The organism is Streptomyces sp. NPDC028991 (assembly GCF_055564775.1).
Window position 1 is genome coordinate 95,970 of sequence record NZ_JBVHVP010000018.1, and the last position, 20,330, is coordinate 116,299.

The window sequence follows — 20,330 nt, forward strand, 5'->3', positions numbered from 1 at the left end:
TGGGTACTGATGACCACTGGCCACGAGGACGGACGGCCGCCGCACAGGTCTAAACCAGTTGCCCGTCGACCCTTGTCATCGGCCCCCCGGGTCTGATGAGCTGTGGCCTGGGACACAACGGACAACCCTGAGAATGGGAGATGTCGTGAGCAACGAATCCTTGGCCAACCTGCTCAAGGAAGAGCGCAGGTTCGCGCCCCCCGCCGACCTGGCCGCGAACGCCAACGTCACGGCGGAGGCGTACGAACAGGCCAAGGCCGACCGGCTCGGCTTCTGGGCGGAGCAGGCTCGCCGGCTGACCTGGGCCGAGGAGCCGACCGAGACCCTCGACTGGTCGAACCCGCCGTTCGCCAAGTGGTTCAAGGACGGCAAGCTCAACGTCGCCTACAACTGCGTGGACCGGCATGTGGAGGCCGGAAACGGCGACCGGGTCGCCATCCACTTCGAGGGCGAGCCCGGCGACAGCCGCTCCCTGACCTACGCCCAACTCAAGGACGAGGTCTCCAAGGCCGCCAACGCCCTGCTGGAGCTGGGTGTGCACAAGGGCGACCGGGTCGCCGTCTACATGCCGATGATCCCCGAAACGGCCATCGCGATGCTGGCCTGCGCCCGGATCGGCGCCGCCCACTCGGTGGTCTTCGGAGGCTTCTCCTCGGACGCCCTCGCGACCCGCATCCAGGACGCCGACGCCCGGGTCGTCATCACCTCCGACGGCGGCTACCGGCGCGGCAAGCCCTCCGCGCTCAAGCCGGCCGTCGACGAGGCCGTCGAGCGCGCCGGCACCGTCGAGCACGTGCTCGTCGTCCGCCGCACCGGCCAGGAGGTCGCCTGGGACGACTCCCGCGACAAGTGGTGGCACGAGACCGTCGACCGGCAGTCCGCCGAGCACACGCCGGAGGCGTTCGACGCGGAGCACCCGCTGTTCATCCTGTACACGTCCGGTACGACGGGTAAGCCCAAGGGCATCCTGCACACCTCCGGCGGCTACCTCACCCAGACGGCGTACACGCACTGGGCGGTCTTCGACCTCAAGCCGGAGACCGACGTCTACTGGTGCACCGCCGACGTCGGCTGGGTCACCGGCCACTCGTACATCGTCTACGGCCCGCTCGCCAACGGCGCGACGCAGGTCATGTACGAGGGCACCCCGGACACCCCGCACCAGGGGCGCTTCTGGGAGATCGTGCAGAAGTACAAGGTCTCCATCCTCTACACCGCGCCCACCGCGATCCGGACGTTCATGAAGTGGGGCGACGACATCCCCGCGAAGTTCGACCTGTCCTCGCTGCGCGTCCTCGGCTCGGTCGGCGAGCCGATCAACCCCGAGGCCTGGATCTGGTACCGCAAGAACATCGGCGCCGACGCCACCCCGGTCGTCGACACCTGGTGGCAGACCGAGACCGGCGCGATGATGATCACGCCGCTGCCCGGCGTCACCGACGCCAAGCCGGGCTCCGCCCAGCGCGCGCTGCCCGGTATCTCCGCCACCGTCGTCGACGACGAGGCGGTCGAGGTGCCGAACGGCGGGGGCGGCTACCTGGTCCTCACCGAGCCGTGGCCGTCGATGCTGCGCACCATCTGGGGCGACGACCAGCGGTTCATCGACACCTACTGGTCGCGTTTCGAGGGCAAGTACTTCGCCGGCGACGGTGCCAAGAAGGACGAGGACGGCGACATCTGGCTGCTGGGCCGCGTCGACGACGTGATGCTCGTCTCCGGCCACAACATCTCCACCACCGAGGTCGAGTCGGCCCTCGTCTCCCACCCGTCGGTCGCCGAGGCGGCCGTGGTCGGCGCGGCGGACGAGACGACCGGGCAGGCCATCGTGGCCTTCGTGATCCTGCGCGGCTCGGCCGCGGAGACCGACACCCTGGTCGCCGATCTGCGGAACCACGTCGGCGTCACCCTCGGCCCGATCGCCAAGCCCAAGCGGATCCTGCCGGTGGCCGAGCTGCCGAAGACCCGCTCCGGCAAGATCATGCGGCGCCTGCTGCGCGACGTGGCGGAGAACCGGCAGCTCGGAGACGTCACGACCCTGACCGACTCCACCGTCATGGATCTCATCCAGACCCAGCTCCCGACGGCGTCCAGCGAAGACTGAACCGCCTGCTCCCAGGGCACCCGGCGAGAACCACGCCGGGTGCCCTTTCGCGTGGAATGCCCGCCTTTGCACCGTCACGGAGATCACCCGGCACCCTCGCCGCAGTTTAGGTAGGCTAATGAACGCGTAAGAGACTCAACAAGATCCGCAAAGATCCTCATGGTGTGCCGGGAAGTCTGGTCGGCGAGTGTTCCGTGCTGCCCACCGACCGGAGGTTCTTCCTGTGACCGCCCCCCACACCCCCCGCAAGGCCTTCGGACGCCTGTCCCTCCCGGAACGGAACTACGTCGCGGAGGCACTGCGCACCGAGACGGTCGGCGGCGTCCTGCTGCTGATCGCCGCGGTCACCGCGCTGGTGTGGGCGAACATACCGGCGCTACAGGACAGCTACGAGAGCGTCAGTCACTTCCACTTCGGCCCCGAGACCCTCGGCCTGGACCTGTCGGTCGCGCACTGGGCCGCCGACGGACTGCTCGCCATCTTCTTCTTCGTCGCCGGCATCGAGCTCAAGCGCGAACTCGTCGCCGGTGACCTGAAGGACCCGAAGGCCGCCGCGCTCCCGGTGGTGGCGGCGCTGTGCGGCATGGCCGTGCCCGCGGTCGTCTACACGATCACCAGCTCCGCAGGCGGCGGCTCCCTGGTCGGCTGGGCGGTGCCCACCGCCACCGACATCGCCTTCGCACTCGCCGTACTCGCCGTCATCGGCACGTCCCTGCCGAGCGCCCTGCGCGCCTTCCTGCTGACGCTCGCCGTCGTGGACGACCTGTTCGCGATCCTGATCATCGCCGTCTTCTTCACCGAGTCGCTCAACTTCGCCGCGCTCGGCGGCGCGGTCGTCGGCCTCGCCGTCTTCTGGCTGCTGCTCCGCAAGGGGGTGCGCGGCTGGTACGTGTACGTCCCGCTCGGCCTCGTGATCTGGGGGCTGATGTACAACAGCGGCGTCCACGCCACGATCGCCGGCGTCGCGATGGGCCTGATGCTGCGCTGCCACACCCGCGAAGGCGAGCAGCACTCCCCGGGCCAGCACATCGAGCACCTCGTGCGTCCGCTGTCGGCGGGCCTGGCCGTGCCGCTGTTCGCGCTGTTCAGCGCGGGTGTCACGCTTTCGGGCGGCGCGCTCGCCGACGTGTTCACCAAGCCGGAGACCCTCGGCGTCGTGCTCGGGCTCGTGATCGGCAAGACGCTCGGCATCTTCGGCGGCACCTGGCTGACTGCGCGCTTCACCCGGGCCTCGCTCAGCGACGACCTCGAATGGGCCGACGTGTTCGCGGTGGCGACCCTGGCCGGTATCGGATTCACCGTGTCGCTGCTCATCGGTGAGCTGGCCTTCGAGGGGGACGCGACGATGACGGGCCAGGTCAAGGCCGCGGTCCTGATCGGCTCCCTCATGGCGGCGCTCCTGGCCACCGTCCTGCTGAAGGTACGGAACGCCAAGTACCGCAAGATGATCGCGGACGAGGAGCGCGACGACGACCTCAGCGGCGTCCCGGACATCTACGAGGAGGACGACCCCGCCTACCACCGGCGTGTGGCCGCCGTCTACGAGAAGAAGGCCGCCGAGCACCGCCGGATCGCCGAGGAGATGGAGTCGGCGCGGCTTGCCGAAGTGCCGGGCGGGGCAGGCGATGAGGGCGACCGTCCGGCATGATCTGACGAGACGGTACAAAAGACGGAACCGTACGCCGTCGGGCAGCAGTGGTCGGGCAGCACACGACAGCCACGGAACCGTACGCAGACGAGCCAGGAGAAGAGGGAGACCGCGATGAGCGCACCCGACGGCAGCCCGGTCGGCACCGAACGCAGCATCGGTCAGCTGTTCGCCTCGGCGACCACCGAATTGTCGGCGCTCGTACACGACGAGATCGCGCTGGCCAAGGCGCAGCTGAGGCAGGACGTCAAACGGGGGGCGACGAGCGGCGGCGCCTTCTCGCTGGCCGGGGCCGTTCTCGTCTTCTCGCTGCCGATGCTGAGCTTCGCGCTGGCGTACGGCATCCGGACCTGGAGCGGCTGGAACCTGGCGGTCTGCTTCCTGCTGTCCTTCGCGGCGAACGTCCTCGTCGCCGCCCTCCTCGCCCTCATCGGCATCGTCTTCGCGAAGAAGGCCAAGAAGGGCCGCGGGCCGCAGAAGGTCGCCGCGTCCGTGAAGCAGTCGGCGGGCGTCCTGCAGAACGCCAAGCCGCACCCGCGCCCGGAACTGCCCGCGGACCGGTCCCCCGAAGCCATCGAGGCTGTGGCACGCTCGTCCTCATGACGGGCTCCTCCCTCCCTTCGGGGCGATCTCCCTCGGGGCAGTCCCCCCCGGGGCAACCCCCATCGTCGCCACTACCCACCTCGGTCGTACGGCTCGGCGTCCCGGGCGGGCACGAGGTGACCCACCGGGACGTCGCCGCCAACGGCGCCCGCTTCCACATCGCCGAACTGGGTGACGGGCCGCTGGTGCTCCTGCTGCACGGCTTCCCCCAGTTCTGGTGGACCTGGCGGCACCAACTGGTGGCGCTCGCGGACGCCGGTTTCCGCGCCGTCGCGATGGACCTGCGCGGCGTCGGCGGCAGCGACCGCACCCCGCGCGGCTACGATCCCGCCGGCCTCGCCCTCGACATCACCGGCGTGGTCCGCTCGCTCGGCGAGCCGGACGCCGCGCTGGTCGGCCACGACCTGGGCGGCTACCTGGCCTGGACGGCCGCCGCGATGCGGCCCAAACTCGTACGGCGGCTCGCGGTCTCGTCGATGCCGCACCCGAGGCGCTGGCGCTCGGCCATGCTCGGGGACGTCCGCCAGACCCGGGCGGGATCCTACATCTGGGGCTTCCAGCGCCCCTGGATCCCGGAGCGCCAACTGACCGCGGACGACGGCGCGCTGGTCGGCCGGCTGATCCACGACTGGTCGGGGCCGCGCCCGCTGGAGGACGAGGCGGTGGACGCGTACCGCCGCGCCATGTGCATCCCCTCCACGGCGCACTGCTCCGTCGAGCCGTACCGCTGGATGGTGCGCTCCCTGGCCCGTCCGGACGGCATCCAGTTCTACCGCCGTATGAAGCGGCCGGTGCGCGTGCCGACCCTGCATCTGCACGGTTCGCTGGACCCCGTGATGCGGACGCGGAGCGCGGCCGGGTCCGGGCAGTACGTCGAAGCGCCCTACCGCTGGCGGCTGTTCGACGGTCTCGGGCACTTCCCACACGAAGAGGATCCGGTCGCCTTCTCCACCGAACTGATCAATTGGCTGAAGGACCCCGAGCCCGATCGGTGACCGAACGAACGCACCCGGTACCCGAATCGGAACGCTTGTCCTATGAACGGCCACTTGCCCGACGCATAGGCCAATTGGGGGCGCTGAGAACGGTTATCGACCTTGGGGCGGGGGCACACGTCCGGGTATGGGCTGGACGCACGACTACAGTGACGTAGCACGCGACGGCCGCTCCACGAGCGGCGTGAGCAGCACCCACCGGCGAGGGGGCACCCCGCAACTGGCGGGTGCGGACCCACGGGTGGGCATTCCGCGCATTCTGCGCCGCCGGGCCCGCTGGGTCTCCGTGCGCCTGCGCCATCCACGCGGCGTGAACTGACAACACCCTCGCGACGCCCGTGTGCCGTGCGCGGCACACGCGGCAGCCGCACGACCCGACCGCCGCAAGGCTCCTAGAGGGCGCAGCTGTCGCTGTCCACCTGCTGGTTCGCGGTGCGGCCCCGGGTGATGTCCTCGCGGATCTCGTCCACGGTGAGCGCGTACCCGGTCTCGGCGTCGTCCAGCGACTTGGCGAAGACCACGCCGTAGACCTCGCCCTCGGGCGTCAGCAGCGGGCCACCGGAGTTGCCCTGACGGACGGTCGCGAACAGCGAGTAGACGTCGCGGCGGACGGTGTCGCGGTGATAGATGTCCGGGCCGTTGGCCGTGATGCGCCCGCGCACGCGCGCGGCGCGGACGTCGTACGCCCCGTTCTCCGGGAAGCCCGCGACGATCGCGTCGTCGGTGCGGGCGGCGTCCTCGTCCGCGAACCGCAGGGCGGGTGCGTCCAGCTCGGGCACGTCCAGTACGGCGACGTCGCGCCGCCAGTCGTAGAGGACGACCGTCGCGTCGTACTTCCTGCCCTCGCCGCCTATCTGCACCGTGGGCTCGTCGACGCCGCCCACGACGTGGGCGTTGGTCATCACGCGGCGGTCGTCGAAGACGAAGCCGGTACCCTCCAGGACCTTGCCGCAGTCGGGGGCGGTGCCCATGACCTTGACGATGGAGCGCTTGGCACGGGCTGCCACCGGGCTGTTGGCCAGCGCCGGGTCGGGTGGCTGGACCTCGGGGATCTGCTCGTTGGAGAACGGGCTGAAGACCTGCGGGAAGCCGTTCTGAGCGAGGACGGAGGAGAAGTCCGCGAACCAGGTGTCCGCGCGTGCGGGCAGCGCCCGGGAGACGCCCTGCAGCACGGTGGAGCTGCGGACCTCCTTGCCGAGCGTCGGCAGCGTGGTGCCGGCCAGCGCGGAGCCGATCAGCCAGGCGACCAGGAGCATCGCCACGACGTTGACCAGGGCGCCGCCGGTGGCGTCCAGGGCGCGGGCCGGGGACCAGGTGATGTACCGGCGGAGCTTGTTGCCGAGGTGGGTGGTCAGCGCCTGGCCGACGGAGGCGCAGACGATGACGATGACGATCGCGACGACGGCGGCGGTCGTGCTCACCTCCGCGTTGTCCGTCAGGGCGTCCCAGAGCACCGGCAGCAGATAGACGGCGACGAGACCGCCACCGAGGAAACCGGTCACCGACAGGATGCCGACGACGAAGCCCTGGCGGTAGCCGACGATCGCGAACCAGACGGCGGCCAGCAGCAACAGGATGTCCAGCACGTTCACTGATTCAAGCCCCGCCTTGTCGTCCTACGCTCACACCGGTCACCCTGTCATGACCGCCAGTCCAGCGGGACCTGCTTCTCCCTGTCCCAGGGCCGCTCCCAGCCCGCGAAGTGCAGCAACCGGTCGATGATGCCGGCGGTGAAGCCCCACACGAGCGCCGATTCGACCAGGAATGCCGGACCTCGGTGACCGCCGGGGTGGACGGCGGTCACCCTGTTGGCGGGGTTCGTGAGATCCGCCACGGGGACGGTGAAGACCCGCGCCGTCTCGTTCGGATCGACGACGCCCACCGGGGTGGGCTCGCGCCACCAGGCCAGGACCGGTGAGACGACGAAGCCGCTGACCGGGATGTAGAGCTTGGGCAGGACACCGAAGGGCTGCACACCGGCCGGATCGAGGCCGGTCTCCTCCTCGGCCTCGCGCAGGGCGGCCCGCAACGGCCCGTCGCCCTGCGGATCGCCGTCGTCCGGGTCGAGGGCGCCGCCCGGGAAGGCCGGCTGGCCGGCGTGCGAGCGCAGGGAGCCGGCCCGCTCCATGAGCAGCAGCTCGGGGCCCCCACCGGCCGCGCCCTCACCGAAGAGGACCAGGACGGCGGACTGGCGCCCGGCTCCGTCCTCCGGCGGCAGAAAGCGGCTCAGCTGGTCGGGGCGCACCGTCTCGGCAGCCCGCACCACCGGATCCAGCCAGCCCGGCAGGCCCTCCTTGCTGAGGATCCCGCCCCGGATGTGCCCCTGTGTGCCGCCCGCCCGAGTCATAGCCACCCCCGTTCTGCCGATTCCAACGCCCGACGCCACCGAGATCGTTCCGTCACCCGGCCGCCCCCAGCGGCGGTGCCGGTTTCCCGCCCGCGTCCAGGTAGGCCCGCGGAGGGTTCAGACGCTGGCCGGGGAAGCCGCCCTTCTCGTACTTGAGCAGCTTCTTCGCCTTCTCCGGATCCGTCTCGCCCTCGCCGTACGCCGGGCAGAGCGGAGCGATGGGGCAGGCGCCGCAGGCGGGCTTGCGGGCGTGGCAGATCCGGCGGCCGTGCCAGATCACGTGATGGGAGAGGTCCGTCCAGTCGCCCTTGGGGAAGAGCGCGCCGACGGCGGCCTCGATCTTGTCCGGGTCGGTCTCGGCGGTCCACTGCCAGCGGCGCACCAGGCGCTGGAAGTGTGTGTCCACGGTGATGCCGGGCCGGCCGAACGCGTTGCCGAGCACGACGAAGGCGGTCTTGCGGCCGACACCGGGCAGCTTCACGAGGTCTTCGAGACGCCCGGGGACCTCGCCGCCGAAGTTCTCCACCAGGGCCTTGGACAACCCTATGACCGACTTGGTCTTGGCCCGGAAGAAACCGGTCGGGCGCAGGATCTCCTCGACCTCTTCGGGATTGGCGGCGGCCAGGTCCTCCGGGGTGGGGTACTTGGCGAAGAGGCCGGGCGTCGTCTGGTTGACGCGCAGGTCGGTGGTCTGGGCGGACAGCACCGTGGCCACGACCAGCTGGAACGGGTTCTCGAAGTCCAGCTCCGGGTGTGCGTAGGGGTAGACCTCCGCGAGTTCGCGGTCGATGCGGCGGGCGCGGCGGACCAGCGCGGTGCGCGACTCGCCGCGCGGCGCACTCGGGGCGACGGTCTTCGCCGGGGCGACGCCCTTGACGGCGGCTGCGGCCTTCTTCGGGGCGACGACGGGCTTCCTGGCGGGCGCCTGCTTCCTGACGGGAGCGGACTTCGCCTTCTTGCCGGGCCCGGACTTCGCCGGGGATGCGGTGCCCTTCCCGGACACGGCCTTCTTCGGGACCTCGGCGGACGCCGGGTCCGTCTCGGCGTTCCTCTTCACGGCGCGCTCCTCCGCAGTCACCCTCTTGGCAGGGGTCGCCTTCTTTGTCGCTTTCGCCGTTTTCCTACCGCCATCGGGGCCCTGTTCGCCCACAGCGGAATCGCGACGTACACCCACCCGCGCAGCCCCCTCGGCCTGTGCTCTCACCGGCGATTTGGACACCCGGCCAGCCTACGGCCCGGCACCGACATCCGCCCCGGGCCCCGAAGATCGGCGCCCAATTGGACCCCTGCCGCGTACCCCAGGACACCAGTGCGGCATCCTTGTGACAGATCACACTGTTTGGACTGTCCGGCAAAATGGGCACCACGGACCCCTGGTACACCGGGGGAACAAGATCCTCTGAGCCGGTCGACAAGGAGAGAACTCGTGGACGACGTTCTGCGGCGCAACCCGCTCTTCGCGGCGCTCGACGACGAGCAATCCGCGGAACTCCGCGCCTCCATGAGTGAGGTGACCCTCGCCCGCGGCGACACGCTGTTCCACGAGGGGGACCCCGGAGACCGCCTGTATGTGGTCACCGAGGGCAAGGTAAAGCTCCACCGCACCTCCCCTGACGGGCGCGAGAACATGCTGGCCGTCGTCGGCCCCAGCGAGCTGATCGGTGAGCTGTCGCTCTTCGACCCGGGCCCCCGCACGGCGACCGGCACCGCGCTGACCGAGGTCAAGCTGCTCGCCCTCGGCCACGGCGACCTCCAGCCCTGGCTGAACGTCCGCCCCGAGGTCGCCACCGCACTGCTGCGCGCCGTCGCACGCCGCCTGCGCAAGACCAACGACGCCATGTCGGACCTCGTCTTCTCGGACGTCCCCGGCCGTGTCGCCCGCGCCCTGCTGGACCTGTCCCGCCGCTTCGGCGTGCAGTCCGAGGAGGGCATCCACGTCGTGCACGACCTCACGCAGGAGGAGCTGGCCCAGCTGGTCGGCGCGTCCCGCGAGACGGTCAACAAGGCGCTGGCGGACTTCGCCCAGCGCGGCTGGCTCCGCCTGGAGGCCCGCGCGGTGATCCTGCTGGACGTGGAGCGGCTGGCCAAGCGCTCCCGCTGACAGACCTCGGCAGGGCAGCCTTCCGGCAGCCTTCGGGCCGGCCTGCGCGCAGCCCCTCAGTCGGGCAGCTGAATGATCCCGTGCTCGTCCAGGTACTCCAGCTGCGCCCGCACCGACAGTTCCGCCGCCGGCCACAGCGAGCGGTCGACGTCCGCGTACACGTGGGCGACGACCTCGCCCGGAGTCCGGTAGCCGTCCTCCACGGCCGTCTCGACCTGGGCGAGGCGGTGGGCACGGTGCGCGAGGTAGTACTCCACGGCGCCCTGCGCGTCCTCCAGGACGGGGCCGTGGCCCGGAAGCACCGTGTGCACCCCGTCGTCGGCCGTGAGCGACCTGAGCCTGCGCAGCGAGTCCAGGTAGTCGCCGAGTCGGCCCTCGGGATGCGCCACCACCGTCGTACCGCGGCCCAGGATGGTGTCGCCCGTCAGGACCGCCCGGTCGGCCGGCAGGTGGAAGCACAGGGAGTCGGCCGTGTGCCCGGGGGTCGGTACGACCCTCAGCTCCAGTCCGCCGACCCGGATCACGTCGCCGGCGGCCAGCCCCTCGTCGCCGAGCCGCAGCGCCGGATCCAGCGCCCGTACGTTCGTCCGCGTCAGCTCGGCGAAGCGCGCGGCGCCCTCCGCGTGGTCCGGGTGTCCGTGCGTCAGAAGCGTCAGCGCGACACGCTTGCCCGCCCGCTCGGCGGTGTCGACGACATGCCGCAGGTGGGTGTCGTCCAAGGGCCCCGGGTCGACGACGACGGCCAGGTCGGAGTCGGGTTCGGCGAGGATCCAGGTGTTCGTGCCGTCCAGCGTCATCGCGGAGGCGTTGGGCGCCAGGACGTTCACCGCGCGCGCGGTGGCCGGACCCGAGAGGACGCCGCCCCGCGGCTGTCCGGGCAGTGCTGTCGCGTCCGTCATGCGGGGGCTCCCCCGGTCGGGTCGGAAGGTGTCGCCGGCGTCGGACCGGGAGGCGGGTCCGTCGCCGTGCTCGGGACGTGCTTGGTGAACTCGTCGTGCCCCGGCCAGGAGAGCACGATCTCGCCGCCGACGAGCCGTGCCCGCGCCAGCACGGGTGTCATGTCGCGGCCCGGCGCCGACGCGAGCGCCTCGGCCGCCGTGGCGCACTCCGCGAGACCGCGCAGGGTCGCGATGGTCGGCGGCATCATCAGCAGCTCGCCCCTGTCGTACCCGGCCGCGGCCTCGGCAGGAGTGATCCACACCGTGCGGTCGGCCTCCGTGGAGGCGTTGCGGGTGCGCTGCCCCTCGGGGAGGGCGGCCACGAAGAACCACGTGTCGTAGCGCCGGGACTCGAACTCCGGGGTGATCCAGCGCGCCCAGGCGCCCAGCAGGTCGGAACGCAGGACCAGGCCCCGGCGGTCCAGGAGCTCCGCGAAGGACAGCTCGCGGTCGACCAGGGCGGCGCGGTCCGCCTCCCAGTCCGCGCCCGTCGTGTCGCCGACCACGGAGTCGCCGGTCGGGCCGGCGAGCAGGACGCCCGCCTCCTCGTACGTCTCCCGTACGGCCGCACATACGATCGCCTGGGCACCCGCCTCGTCGACGCCGAGCCGATCCGCCCACCACGCGCGCGTGGGACCCGCCCAGCCGATGTCGCGGTCGTCGTCGCGCGGGTCGACCCCGCCGCCCGGATAGGCGTACGCGCCCCCGGCGAACGCCATGGAGGTGCGGCGACGCAGCATGTGGACGGCGGGGCCGGTACCGGTGTCCCTCAGGAGCATGACGGTGGCGGCGCGCTTGGGGGCGACGGGCGTGAGGGTGCCGGCCGCCAGCGCGCGGATGCGGTCCGGCCACTCCGGTGGATACCACTGACCGTTCGACCGGCCACTCGTCTGATCACTCGACCGACCACTCGTCCGACCGTTCGCCCGACCACTCGTCTGATCGTTCGCCATGGCCGGAGGCTATCCGGTGACGGGCGGATGTTCGAGTGGCTCTCGGGGCCGGACGGCCGTCAGGAGGGCAAGGCGGTCAGCCACTCGGTGAGCAGCCGGTTCGTCTCCTCGGGGCGCTCCTGCTGGAGCCAGTGGCCGCAGTCGTCGAGGACGTGCGAGGCGGTCAGACCGGGCAGGGTGGTCGGGTACGCCTCGATCGCGTCGGACAGCCAGGTGGTGGAGGCGTCCCGGCCGCCGCCGAGGAACAGGGAGGGCTGGGTGACGGGGGCGCCCCGGTGGGCGGCCAGGTCGGCCCAGTCACGGTCCATGTTGCGGTAGCGGTTGAGGGCGCCGGTCAGACCGGTGCGCTCGAACTCCCCGGCGTAGACGTCCAGCTCCTCCTCGGTGAGCCAGGAGGGCCGCCGGCCGGCGGCCGGGAACCGGTCGCGCAGCCTGCCGCCGGGGGCGACGAAGTGCGGGTCGGGAGCATCCGAGGCGGGCATGGTGTCGGCGGACAGGGCGGCGTAGAGGCCTGCGAGCCAGCCGCGGACGTCCGGCTCGATCTCCGCCTCGGCCCGGCCGGGCTCCTGGAAGTAGGAGACGTAGAACTCCTGCCCGGCGAACGGCCCGGCGGGGTCACTCATGCCGGCGAAGACATCGCTGGGCTTCGGACCGCCGGGCGGGGTGTACGGCACGCTCAGCAGGCCCACCGCACGGAACACGTCGGGCCGCAGCAGCGCGGAGTGCGCGGCGATGTTCGCGCCCCAGTCGTGGCCGACGATCACGGCGGAGCGCTCACCCAGGGCCTCCACCACGGCGACGTTGTCCGCCACCAGGTCGAGCATCCCGTACGCCTCCACCGCGTCGGGCCGCGAGGAGCGCCCGTATCCGCGTACGTCGATCGCGACGGCGCGGAAGCCCGCGTCGGCCAGCGCGGGGAGCTGGCGGCGCCAGGAGTACCAGGACTCGGGGAAGCCGTGGACGAGCAGGACAAGCGGCCCGCTGCCCTGCTCGACCAGATGGATCCGGCCGGCCGGCGAGGGCACCAGACGGTGCACGGACCGCCGATCGGTCACGGACCGCCGATCGGACGCGGACTCCCGATCGGTCACGGACCGCTGGTCGGACGCGGACCGCCGATCGGACGCGAACTGCTGGTCGGACGCGGACTGCTGGCCGGTCACGGACTGCTGCGGCATGGTTCCTCCTGGCGTACACGGTCGGTCCGGTGCCCGCACGGACCCGGAGACGGTGGCCACCACCGGCCCCGCCCCGCCCGTGCGAGGCACCGAGTCCGATCCTGCGGGCGTGGAGCGACGAGGGCGAGCTTTTTTGCCGGCCCGGCAACGCGCGTCCTCGCACCGCACCCGCTCGCTCGGGACTCGGAGCCGTGCTACGCCTGCCTGCGCCTGCCCAGGCCGTCCACGCCTGCCCAGGTCTGTCCGCGCCTGCCTGCGCCTGCCCAGGCCGTCCACGCCTGCCCAGGTCTGTCCGCGCCTGCCTGCGCCCCCCACGTCTCCCCACGTCTCCCCAGGCCTGCCTATGCCTGAGCGAGCTCCACCTGGACCTCGACCTCCACCGGCGCGTCCAGCGGCAGTACCGCGACGCCGACCGCACTGCGGGCGTGGACGCCCTTGTCGCCCAGGACCTCGCCGAGGAGTTCGCTGGCGCCGTTGATCACGGCCGGCTGGCCGGTGAAGTCGGACGCGGACGCGACGAAGCCGACGACCTTCACCACGCGCGCGATGCGGTCGAGGTCACCGGCGACGGACTTCACCGCGGCCAGGGCGTTCAGCGCGCAGGTGCGCGCGAGTTCCTTGGCCTCCTCAGGCGTGACCTCGGCGCCCACCTTGCCGGTGACCGGGAGCTTGCCCTCCACCATGGGCAGCTGGCCGGAGGTGTAGACGTACGGGCCGGACTGCACGGCCGGCTGGTACGCGGCCAGCGGCGGGACGACCTCGGGGAGGGTCAGGCCGAGCTCGGCCAGTTTCGACTCGACGGCGCTCATGCCTGCTTCTCCCGCTTCAGGTAGGCCACGAGCTGTTCGGGGTTGTTCGGCCCGGGCACGACCTGGACGAGCTCCCAGCCGTCCTCGCCCCAGGTGTCCAGAATCTGCTTCGTGGCGTGGACGAGCAGCGGCACGGTTGCGTATTCCCACTTGGTCATGTGGCCGACTCTAGCCGTTGCCCCGGCCCCCTCGGACGGCCGCCCGCGGAGGCGTTCTCCACACGTTGTCCACAGCCTCCGGCGTACTCGGCGCGCGGACTGGTTACGCTCGAATACGTGAGCAGGCTCCAGGTCGTCAGCGGCAAGGGCGGAACCGGCAAGACCACGGTGGCCGCGGCCCTCGCGCTGGCCCTGGCCACCGAGGGGAAGCGCGCGCTTCTCGTCGAGGTCGAGGGTCGCCAGGGCATCGCGCAGCTCTTCGAAACGGAGGCGCTGCCTTATGAGGAGCGGAAGATCGCCGTCGCTCCCGGGGGCGGGGAGGTGTACGCCCTGGCCATCGACCCCGAACTGGCGCTTCTGGACTACCTCCAGATGTTCTACAAACTGGGCAGCGCCGGACGGGCGCTGAAGAAGCTCGGGGCGATCGACTTCGCGACCACCATCGCGCCGGGTGTCAGGGACGTCCTGCTCACCGGCAAGGCGTGCGAGGCGGTGCGGCGCAAGGACAAGAGCGGGCGGTTCGCGTACGACTACGTCGTCATGGACGCCCCGCCGACCGGCCGCATCACGCGCTTCCTCAATGTCAACGACGAGGTGGCCGGTCTCGCGAAGGTCGGCCCGATACACAATCAGGCGCAGGCCGTGATGCGGGTGCTGAAGTCCCGGGAGACCGCCGTGCACCTGGTGACCCTCCTGGAGGAGATGCCGGTCCAGGAGACCGCGGACGGCATCGCCGAGCTGCGCGCGGCTCGGCTCCCGGTGGGACGGGTCGTGGTCAACATGGTCCGGCCCGAGGTACTGGACGCCGCCGACCTGGAACTCGTACGGAGCACACCGCGTACGGCACTCGCCAGGTCCCTGTCGGACGCCGGGCTCGGTGGGGCCCGGCGTGGCGGGCACGCCGAGCGGCTGGTGGACCCGCTGCTGGCACAGGCCGGCGAGTACGCCGAGCGGTACGCGCTGGAGCATGAGCAGCGGGCGGTCCTGACCGACCTGGGCCTGCCGCTGCACGAACTGCCGTTGCTCGCCGAGGGAATGGACCTGGCGGGCCTGTACGAACTCGCCACCGAGCTGCGGAAGCAGGGGATCGCATGAGTCCGGACCCGGCCGCCCGGCACCAGGAGGGCGCACGGCGGCTGGCCCCCGCACGGGTGCTCGCCGTCGACCCGCTGCTGGAGGACCCGAAGACACGCATCGTGGTGTGCTGCGGCTCGGGCGGGGTCGGCAAGACGACCACCGCGGCGGCGCTGGGCCTGCGCGCGGCAGAGCGCGGCCGCAAGGTGGTCGTCCTCACCATCGACCCGGCCCGGCGGCTCGCCCAGTCCATGGGCATCGACTCGCTCGACAACACCCCGCGCCGGGTGAAGGGTGTCGACGACTCGGCGGGCGGTGAACTGCACGCCATGATGCTCGACATGAAGCGCACCTTCGACGAGATCGTCGAGGCGCACGCGGATCCCGAGCGGGCGGCGACCATCCTGGGCAACCCCTTCTACCAGTCACTCTCGGCGGGCTTCGCGGGCACGCAGGAGTACATGGCGATGGAAAAGCTGGGGCAGCTGCGGGCGCGGGACGAGTGGGACCTCATCGTCGTCGACACGCCGCCGTCCCGCTCGGCGCTGGACTTCCTGGACGCGCCCAAGCGCCTCGGTTCCTTCCTGGACGGCAAGCTGATCCGCGTCCTGCTGGCCCCGGCCAAGGTGGGCGGCCGGGCCGGCATGAAGTTCCTGAACGTCGGCATGTCGATGATGACGGGCGTCCTGGGGAAGGTGCTGGGCGGACAGTTCCTGAAGGACGTGCAGACCTTCGTGGCCGCGATGGACTCGATGTTCGGCGGGTTCCGTACGCGCGCGGACGCGACGTACAAGCTGCTCCAGGCGCCAGGGACCGCGTTCCTGGTGGTCGCGGCGCCGGAGCGGGACGCACTGCGTGAGGCCGCGTACTTCGTGGAGCGGCTGGCGGCCGAGGACATGCCGCTCGCCGGTCTGGTACTCAACCGGGTCCACGGCAGCGGCGCCGACCGGCTGTCGGCCGAGCGGGCGCTCGCCGCCGCGGAAAATCTTGAGGATCCCCGCATTGTCGATCAGGACGACGGGAAAGCTGGAGTTCGTAACTCCCCCGAAACGCACGGCAGTTCAGACACCGACGGGCTCTCTCCCGAGTCCTCGCCCGATCGCCCTTCCGAACCCTCTCCCGGGGCTAGGCCATCACCGGACGGCGCACCGGGCGGCTCACCGGACGACACACCGGGCGGCGCACCGGACGACACACCGGAGCGATCCGTCGATCAGCTCACCGCGGGCCTGCTGCGGCTGCACGCCGACCGGATGCATCTGCTCGCCCGCGAGCAGCGCACGCGTGACCGCTTCACCGCGCGTCATCCCGAGGTGGCGGTCACCGAAGTGGCCGCCCTGCCCGGTGACGTGCACGACCTCGCGGGACTGCGGGACATCGGCGACCGTCTCGCGACGGACCGGCCCGAGCTGCCCGAGACGGGCGCCTGACCCGCCGAGGCGTCCGTGACCTCGGAGGTCCGTGGCCTTGATCTTCCGTGGCCTTGGGCATTCGTGGCCACGGGCTCCGCGTCCGTGGGTTTCGCGCCGGGGAGGTCCACGCCCGTGGGCTCCGCGCCCGAGGGCTCCACGTCCGCGGACGTCCACGCCCGAGGGCTCCGTGTCCGGGAAACGCTCCCCGACCGGGCTCAGCCCACGGCCGCGTAGTTTTCGTAGATCTCCTCGTCATCGAGGGGCACGATGCCGACCCCTCGTTCGTATTCCGTCCGCGCAGTCTCCAGCAGTCGGCGCCAGGAGGTCACGGTGGGTCGCCGGCGCAGCAGTGCGCGGCGTTCCCGCTCCGTCATGCCTCCCCATACGCCGAACTCGACGCGATTGTCGAGCGCGTCGGCCAGGCACTCGGTCCGCACCGGACATCCGGTGCACACCGCCTTGGCCCTGTTCTGCGCTGCTCCCTGAACGAACAGTTCGTCCGGATCGGTAGTGCGGCAGGCGGCCTGCGCACTCCAGTCGGTTACCCAGCCCATACCGGCGCCGTCCTCTCCCGAATCGAGGCTCCCCCACGGCGGCAGCGGCATATTCACCGCCGCCAGTTGAGGACGTTACGGAAGGTGGGCACAGCGCAACACCCCCTTCGGGCCCAATCTTGAATGGCCCGAACGGACTATGGGTAAGCGGCAGATCACCCGGGGGAGTGAGCTGGCGACATGCGTGACGATCCCGGCATTCAGGTCATCTCTGTTGCGCCACAACGGACACCAATTGACACACGAGGCGGATTCGGACACGCATCCCACACGCCGTGGCACGCGCCCGTACACACCAACGCGCCCCCCAGCGAGGCCCCTCAGAAAAAAGACGAGCGGATCCGGAACGATTCGGGGTCGCTGGACGTATTGATACGTGGCCTCACTGCTGTGACAGTTGAGTGCAGCTTAGGCCAAGGCATATACGCGTGTCCGGCAAATGAGAACGTAGGCTGCCTCCATGCCAAACAAGCGCTCGGGCGGTGGTCTGTCGCCAACGCAGCAGGCCGCCAAGTTCCTCGGTGTCAGTGTGCTCGCGGGAGCAGTGCTGGCCGGCATCGCGTTGCCCGCCGTGGGCGCGCTGGGGCTGGCCGCAAAGGGGTCGGTGGAGAGCTTCGACGCTCTCCCGGCCAACCTGAAGACTCCCCCGCTGAGCCAGCGCACCGCCATCCTCGACGCCGAGGGCGGCACCATCGCCACGGTCTACTCGCGCGACCGCACGGTGGTGGACCTCAAGAACATCTCGCCGTACATGCAGAAGGCGATCGTCGCGATCGAGGACTCGCGCTTCTACGAGCACGGCGCGGTCGACCTGAAGGGCGTACTGCGCGCGCTCAACAAGAACGCCCGCAGCGGAGAGGTCTCCGAGGGCGCGTCCACCCTCACGCAGCAGTACGTCAAGAACGTCTTCGTGGAGGAGGCCGGCGACGACCCGACGAAGGTCGCCCAGGCCACCCAGCAGACCATCGGCCGCAAGATCCGCGAGCTGAAGCTCGCCATCCAGGTCGAGGAGGAGCTGGGCAAGAAGAAGATCCTCGAGAACTACCTGAACATCACCTTCTTCGGCCAGCAGGCCTACGGCGTCGAGGCCGCCTCCCAGCGCTACTTCTCCAAGAGCGCCAAGGACCTCAACCTCCAGGAGTCCGCCCTCCTGGCCGGCATCGTCCAGTCACCCAGCCGGTACGACCCGGTCAACGACGAGGCGGAGGCCACCAAGCGCCGCAATGTGGTCCTGACGCGCATGGCGCAGGTCGGTGACATCTCCCAGGCGGAGGCCGACAAGGCGAAGAAGGCGCCGCTCGGGCTGGAGGTCAGCCGGCCCAAGAACGGCTGCATCACGGCCGTCAAGGGCGCGGGCTTCTTCTGTGACTACGTACGCGAGGTGTTCCTCAGCGACCCGGTCTTCGGCAAGACCAAGGAGGAACGGGCCAAGGTCTGGAACCAGGGCGGCCTGACGATCCGTACGACGCTCGACCCGCAGGCCCAGAAGTCGGCGCAGCAGTCGATCAAGGACCACGTCTACACGAGCGACGAGGTGGCGACCGCGGCCACCATCGTGGAACCCGGCACCGGCAAGATCGTCGCGATGGGCCAGTCACGCCCGTACGGCATCGACGTCAAGAAGGGCGAGACGACGCTCAACCTGTCCGTCAACAACGCCATGGGCGGCGGCGCGGGCTACCAGCCCGGTTCGACGTTCAAGCCGATCGTGGCCGCGGCCGCCCTCGAGGGCGGCATGCCGGCGACCAAGTCGTACTCCTCGCCGTACGAGATGGAGTACCCGACCCCGGTAGCGGCCTGCGACGGCAAGAACTGGGTGAACACCAAGGGTGAGAAGCTCGCCAACGAGAACGAGACCGAGGTCGGCCCGTACGACATGAAGGAGGCGACCGCGAAGTCGGTCAACACCTACTACGTGCAGATGATCAGCGACATCGGCATCTGCCCGGTGATGCAGATGGCCGAGAAGATGGGTGTCCAGCGCGCCAACGGCAACAAGCTGGAGCAGACGCCGTCCATCGCCCTCGGTGTCACCGAGGTGTCCCCGCTGACCATGGCGAGCGCGTACGCGACCTTCGCCTCGCGCGGCATGTACTGCACGCCGGTCGCCATCGAGTCGATCAGCCAGCGGGTGGGCAACAAGAGCAAGTCGCTCGAGGTCCCGAAGTCCACCTGCTCCCGGGCCATGTCCGAGACCACGGCCGACACCGTCAACACCCTCCTCAAGGGCGTCGTCGAGGACGGTACGGGTACGCAGGCAGGACTCGACAGCCGTCCCAGCGCAGGCAAGACCGGTACGACCGATGAGCGCTTCGCGGCCTGGTTCGTCGGCTACACGCCGAACCTCGCCGGCGCCGTGTGGGTCGGCGACCCGAAGCACGAGCGGAAGATGGTCAACATCTCCATCGGCGGTGTCCCGCACGACAAGGTCTTCGGCGGCGCGGTTCCGGGCCCGATCTGGCGGGACATGATGTCGGGCGCGCTGGAGGGCAAGCCCGACCCCGACTTCAACCTCGTCGACATCCCGGACAGCAAGGACAAGGACAAGGACAAGGACCGGGGCAGGGGCGACGATGACGGCGACCGGGACGACGGCGGCAACGGCGACGAGGACAACGGCGACGGCGGCGTCACCGGCGGACTGATCGACGGCGGTACGGACAACGGCGGCACCGACGGCGGCTTCCCGGGGAACATCTTCCAGGGGCAGGGCAACGGCGGTAACGGCTTCGGCGGCCGCCGCGGCTGAACCGCCCGCACACCACTGGTCCCAGCAGGCCCCGCACTCCGCCGGCTCACCGGGCTCACCGACTGACTCACTGACTCATGACTCATGACTCATGACGACGAAAGGCCGGCGGCTCCCTCCTCACTGGAGGGAGCCGCCGGCCTTCGTCGATACGGGCACCCGCGGTGGGGCCGCCGGGCTCAGCCCGCCAGCAGTCTCTTGACCACGGCGGCGACCCGGCCGCCCTCGGCCTGCCCGGCCACCTTCGGGTTCACGATCTTCATGACGGCACCCATGGCCCGCGGCCCCTCGGCACCGGTCGCCTTCGCCTCCTCGACGGCCTGCGCGACGATCGCGTTCAGCTCGTCGTCGGACAGCTGCTTGGGCAGGTAGGCGGCGAGTACCTCGCCCTCCGCCTTCTCCCGCTCGGCGCTCTCGGCGCGGCCGCCCTGTGCGAAGGCCTCGGCGGCCTCTCGGCGCTTCTTCGCCTCGCGGGTGATCACCTTCTGCACCTCGTCGTCGGAGAGCTCCCGCTTCTCCTTCCCCGCGACCTCCTCCTTGGTGATCGCGGCGAGCGTCAGCCGGAGCGTCGAGGAGCGGAGCTCATCGCGCTCCTTGATCGCGGCGTTGAGGTCGTCCTGCAGCTTCGACTTGAGCGTGGTCATGGGGGTGATTGTCGCAGGTGCGGGAGGGAGGGCGCCTGCCGATTTCGGCCGCCCGGATCCCACGGC

Annotated in this window: 19 protein-coding genes; 9 read left to right on the forward strand and 10 right to left on the reverse strand. The window is 70.7% G+C overall.

The window, feature by feature from the left end; all coding sequences use genetic code 11:
* Window positions 1–145 precede the first annotated feature (145 nt).
* The 5 genes from acs to ACZ4V1_RS28165 all read left to right on the forward strand — a co-directional run bounded on the left by acs (window position 146) and on the right by ACZ4V1_RS28165 (window position 5,666).
* Window positions 146–2,101: an acetate--CoA ligase gene (gene acs, locus ACZ4V1_RS28145; protein ID WP_468341253.1), complete on the forward strand. Its 1,956-nt coding sequence runs from the start codon at window positions 146–148 to the stop codon at window positions 2,099–2,101.
* A 223-nt stretch (window positions 2,102–2,324) separates the two neighbouring features.
* Complete coding sequence (gene nhaA / locus ACZ4V1_RS28150; protein WP_468341256.1) at window positions 2,325–3,749, forward strand: Na+/H+ antiporter NhaA; 1,425 nt, start codon at window positions 2,325–2,327, stop codon at window positions 3,747–3,749.
* Window positions 3,750–3,863: 114 nt separating this feature from the next.
* Window positions 3,864–4,352 carry a phage holin family protein gene (locus ACZ4V1_RS28155; RefSeq protein WP_426523935.1) on the forward strand — a complete coding sequence of 163 codons (489 nt, stop codon included), beginning with the start codon at window positions 3,864–3,866 and terminating at the stop codon, window positions 4,350–4,352.
* Entirely contained in the window at window positions 4,349–5,347 is a 999-nt protein-coding gene (locus tag ACZ4V1_RS28160) for an alpha/beta fold hydrolase (protein WP_468341261.1), read from the forward strand. Before ACZ4V1_RS28155 ends, ACZ4V1_RS28160 begins: the two co-directional genes overlap by 4 nt.
* A 127-nt stretch (window positions 5,348–5,474) precedes the next feature.
* On the forward strand, window positions 5,475–5,666 hold the full coding sequence (locus ACZ4V1_RS28165) for a hypothetical protein (protein ID WP_468341264.1): 192 nt from the start codon (window positions 5,475–5,477) through the stop codon (window positions 5,664–5,666).
* A 73-nt stretch (window positions 5,667–5,739) separates the two neighbouring features.
* On the opposite strand, the gene ACZ4V1_RS28170 is transcribed toward ACZ4V1_RS28165, so the two are convergent.
* From ACZ4V1_RS28170 to nth, 3 genes are read right to left on the reverse strand one after another with little or no spacing between them, the layout of a single operon-like run.
* Window positions 5,740–6,939 (reverse strand): MarP family serine protease, encoded by a 1,200-nt coding sequence (locus ACZ4V1_RS28170; protein ID WP_468341267.1) that lies wholly within the window; start codon window positions 6,937–6,939, stop codon window positions 5,740–5,742.
* Window positions 6,940–6,986: 47 nt separating this feature from the next.
* Window positions 6,987–7,694, reverse strand: a complete 708-nt coding sequence (locus ACZ4V1_RS28175) for an NUDIX hydrolase (RefSeq protein WP_468341270.1) — start codon at window positions 7,692–7,694, stop codon at window positions 6,987–6,989.
* Window positions 7,695–7,746: 52 nt separating this feature from the next.
* Complete coding sequence (gene nth / locus ACZ4V1_RS28180) at window positions 7,747–8,844, reverse strand: endonuclease III (RefSeq protein ID WP_468341273.1); 1,098 nt, start codon at window positions 8,842–8,844, stop codon at window positions 7,747–7,749.
* 276 nt (window positions 8,845–9,120) lie between these two features.
* On the opposite strand from nth, the gene ACZ4V1_RS28185 reads away from it, so the two are divergent.
* Window positions 9,121–9,795 carry a Crp/Fnr family transcriptional regulator gene (locus ACZ4V1_RS28185; RefSeq protein WP_003975365.1) on the forward strand — a complete coding sequence of 225 codons (675 nt, stop codon included), beginning with the start codon at window positions 9,121–9,123 and terminating at the stop codon, window positions 9,793–9,795.
* 56 nt (window positions 9,796–9,851) lie between these two features.
* Here the strand turns inward: ACZ4V1_RS28185 and ACZ4V1_RS28190 are convergent, their stop codons facing one another.
* The 5 genes from ACZ4V1_RS28190 to ACZ4V1_RS28210 form a co-directional block, all read right to left on the reverse strand.
* Complete coding sequence (locus tag ACZ4V1_RS28190; protein WP_468341277.1) at window positions 9,852–10,694, reverse strand: MBL fold metallo-hydrolase; 843 nt, start codon at window positions 10,692–10,694, stop codon at window positions 9,852–9,854.
* Window positions 10,691–11,686, reverse strand: a complete 996-nt coding sequence (locus tag ACZ4V1_RS28195) for an NUDIX hydrolase (RefSeq protein ID WP_468341280.1) — start codon at window positions 11,684–11,686, stop codon at window positions 10,691–10,693. Before ACZ4V1_RS28195 ends, ACZ4V1_RS28190 begins: the two co-directional genes overlap by 4 nt.
* Before the next feature lie 59 nt (window positions 11,687–11,745).
* Window positions 11,746–12,864: an alpha/beta fold hydrolase gene (locus ACZ4V1_RS28200; protein ID WP_468341283.1), complete on the reverse strand. Its 1,119-nt coding sequence runs from the start codon at window positions 12,862–12,864 to the stop codon at window positions 11,746–11,748.
* A gap of 341 nt (window positions 12,865–13,205) precedes the next feature.
* Entirely contained in the window at window positions 13,206–13,673 is a 468-nt protein-coding gene (locus tag ACZ4V1_RS28205) for a RidA family protein (RefSeq protein WP_468341286.1), read from the reverse strand.
* Entirely contained in the window at window positions 13,670–13,831 is a 162-nt protein-coding gene (locus ACZ4V1_RS28210; protein WP_003975360.1) for a DUF4177 domain-containing protein, read from the reverse strand. The genes ACZ4V1_RS28205 and ACZ4V1_RS28210 overlap by 4 nt, the downstream gene beginning before the upstream one ends.
* A 117-nt stretch (window positions 13,832–13,948) precedes the next feature.
* On the opposite strand from ACZ4V1_RS28210, the gene bagA reads away from it, so the two are divergent.
* On the forward strand, window positions 13,949–14,926 hold the full coding sequence (gene bagA / locus ACZ4V1_RS28215; protein ID WP_468341289.1) for an ATPase BagA: 978 nt from the start codon (window positions 13,949–13,951) through the stop codon (window positions 14,924–14,926).
* The gene (gene bagB / locus ACZ4V1_RS28220) at window positions 14,923–16,335 is read left to right on the forward strand and encodes an ATPase BagB (RefSeq protein ID WP_468341292.1); all 1,413 of its coding nucleotides are present in this window, start codon (window positions 14,923–14,925) and stop codon (window positions 16,333–16,335) included. Before bagA ends, bagB begins: the two co-directional genes overlap by 4 nt.
* Before the next feature lie 197 nt (window positions 16,336–16,532).
* Here the strand turns inward: bagB and wblA are convergent, their stop codons facing one another.
* Window positions 16,533–16,871 carry a transcriptional regulator WblA gene (gene wblA / locus ACZ4V1_RS28225; protein WP_055418683.1) on the reverse strand — a complete coding sequence of 113 codons (339 nt, stop codon included), beginning with the start codon at window positions 16,869–16,871 and terminating at the stop codon, window positions 16,533–16,535.
* A 460-nt stretch (window positions 16,872–17,331) separates the two neighbouring features.
* On the opposite strand from wblA, the gene ACZ4V1_RS28230 reads away from it, so the two are divergent.
* The gene (locus ACZ4V1_RS28230) at window positions 17,332–19,620 is read left to right on the forward strand and encodes a transglycosylase domain-containing protein (RefSeq protein ID WP_468341295.1); all 2,289 of its coding nucleotides are present in this window, start codon (window positions 17,332–17,334) and stop codon (window positions 19,618–19,620) included.
* Between the two features lie 179 nt (window positions 19,621–19,799).
* On the opposite strand, the gene ACZ4V1_RS28235 is transcribed toward ACZ4V1_RS28230, so the two are convergent.
* A complete protein-coding gene (locus ACZ4V1_RS28235) occupies window positions 19,800–20,264 on the reverse strand; it encodes a GatB/YqeY domain-containing protein (RefSeq protein ID WP_468341298.1) in 465 nt (154 codons plus the stop codon).
* Between the last annotated feature and the right edge of the window lie 66 nt (window positions 20,265–20,330).

Excerpts from the sequence above, each read along its gene's own strand:
- ACZ4V1_RS28200 (WP_468341283.1), bottom strand. The coding sequence starts at position 12,864 with ATGCCGCAGCAGTCCGTGACCGGCCAGCAGTCCGCGTCCGACCAGCAG.
- bagB (WP_468341292.1), top strand. The coding sequence starts at position 14,923 with ATGAGTCCGGACCCGGCCGCCCGGCACCAGGAGGGCGCACGGCGGCTG.
- ACZ4V1_RS28165 (WP_468341264.1), top strand. The coding sequence starts at position 5,475 with ATGGGCTGGACGCACGACTACAGTGACGTAGCACGCGACGGCCGCTCC.
- ACZ4V1_RS28235 (WP_468341298.1), bottom strand. The coding sequence starts at position 20,264 with ATGACCACGCTCAAGTCGAAGCTGCAGGACGACCTCAACGCCGCGATC.
- ACZ4V1_RS28205 (WP_468341286.1), bottom strand. The coding sequence starts at position 13,673 with ATGAGCGCCGTCGAGTCGAAACTGGCCGAGCTCGGCCTGACCCTCCCC.
- ACZ4V1_RS28195 (WP_468341280.1), bottom strand. The coding sequence starts at position 11,686 with ATGGCGAACGATCAGACGAGTGGTCGGGCGAACGGTCGGACGAGTGGT.
- ACZ4V1_RS28190 (WP_468341277.1), bottom strand. The coding sequence starts at position 10,694 with ATGACGGACGCGACAGCACTGCCCGGACAGCCGCGGGGCGGCGTCCTC.
- ACZ4V1_RS28230 (WP_468341295.1), top strand. The coding sequence starts at position 17,332 with ATGCCAAACAAGCGCTCGGGCGGTGGTCTGTCGCCAACGCAGCAGGCC.
- ACZ4V1_RS28175 (WP_468341270.1), bottom strand. The coding sequence starts at position 7,694 with ATGACTCGGGCGGGCGGCACACAGGGGCACATCCGGGGCGGGATCCTC.
- ACZ4V1_RS28160 (WP_468341261.1), top strand. The coding sequence starts at position 4,349 with ATGACGGGCTCCTCCCTCCCTTCGGGGCGATCTCCCTCGGGGCAGTCC.
- ACZ4V1_RS28210 (WP_003975360.1), bottom strand. The coding sequence starts at position 13,831 with ATGACCAAGTGGGAATACGCAACCGTGCCGCTGCTCGTCCACGCCACG.
- ACZ4V1_RS28155 (WP_426523935.1), top strand. The coding sequence starts at position 3,864 with ATGAGCGCACCCGACGGCAGCCCGGTCGGCACCGAACGCAGCATCGGT.
- wblA (WP_055418683.1), bottom strand. The coding sequence starts at position 16,871 with ATGGGCTGGGTAACCGACTGGAGTGCGCAGGCCGCCTGCCGCACTACC.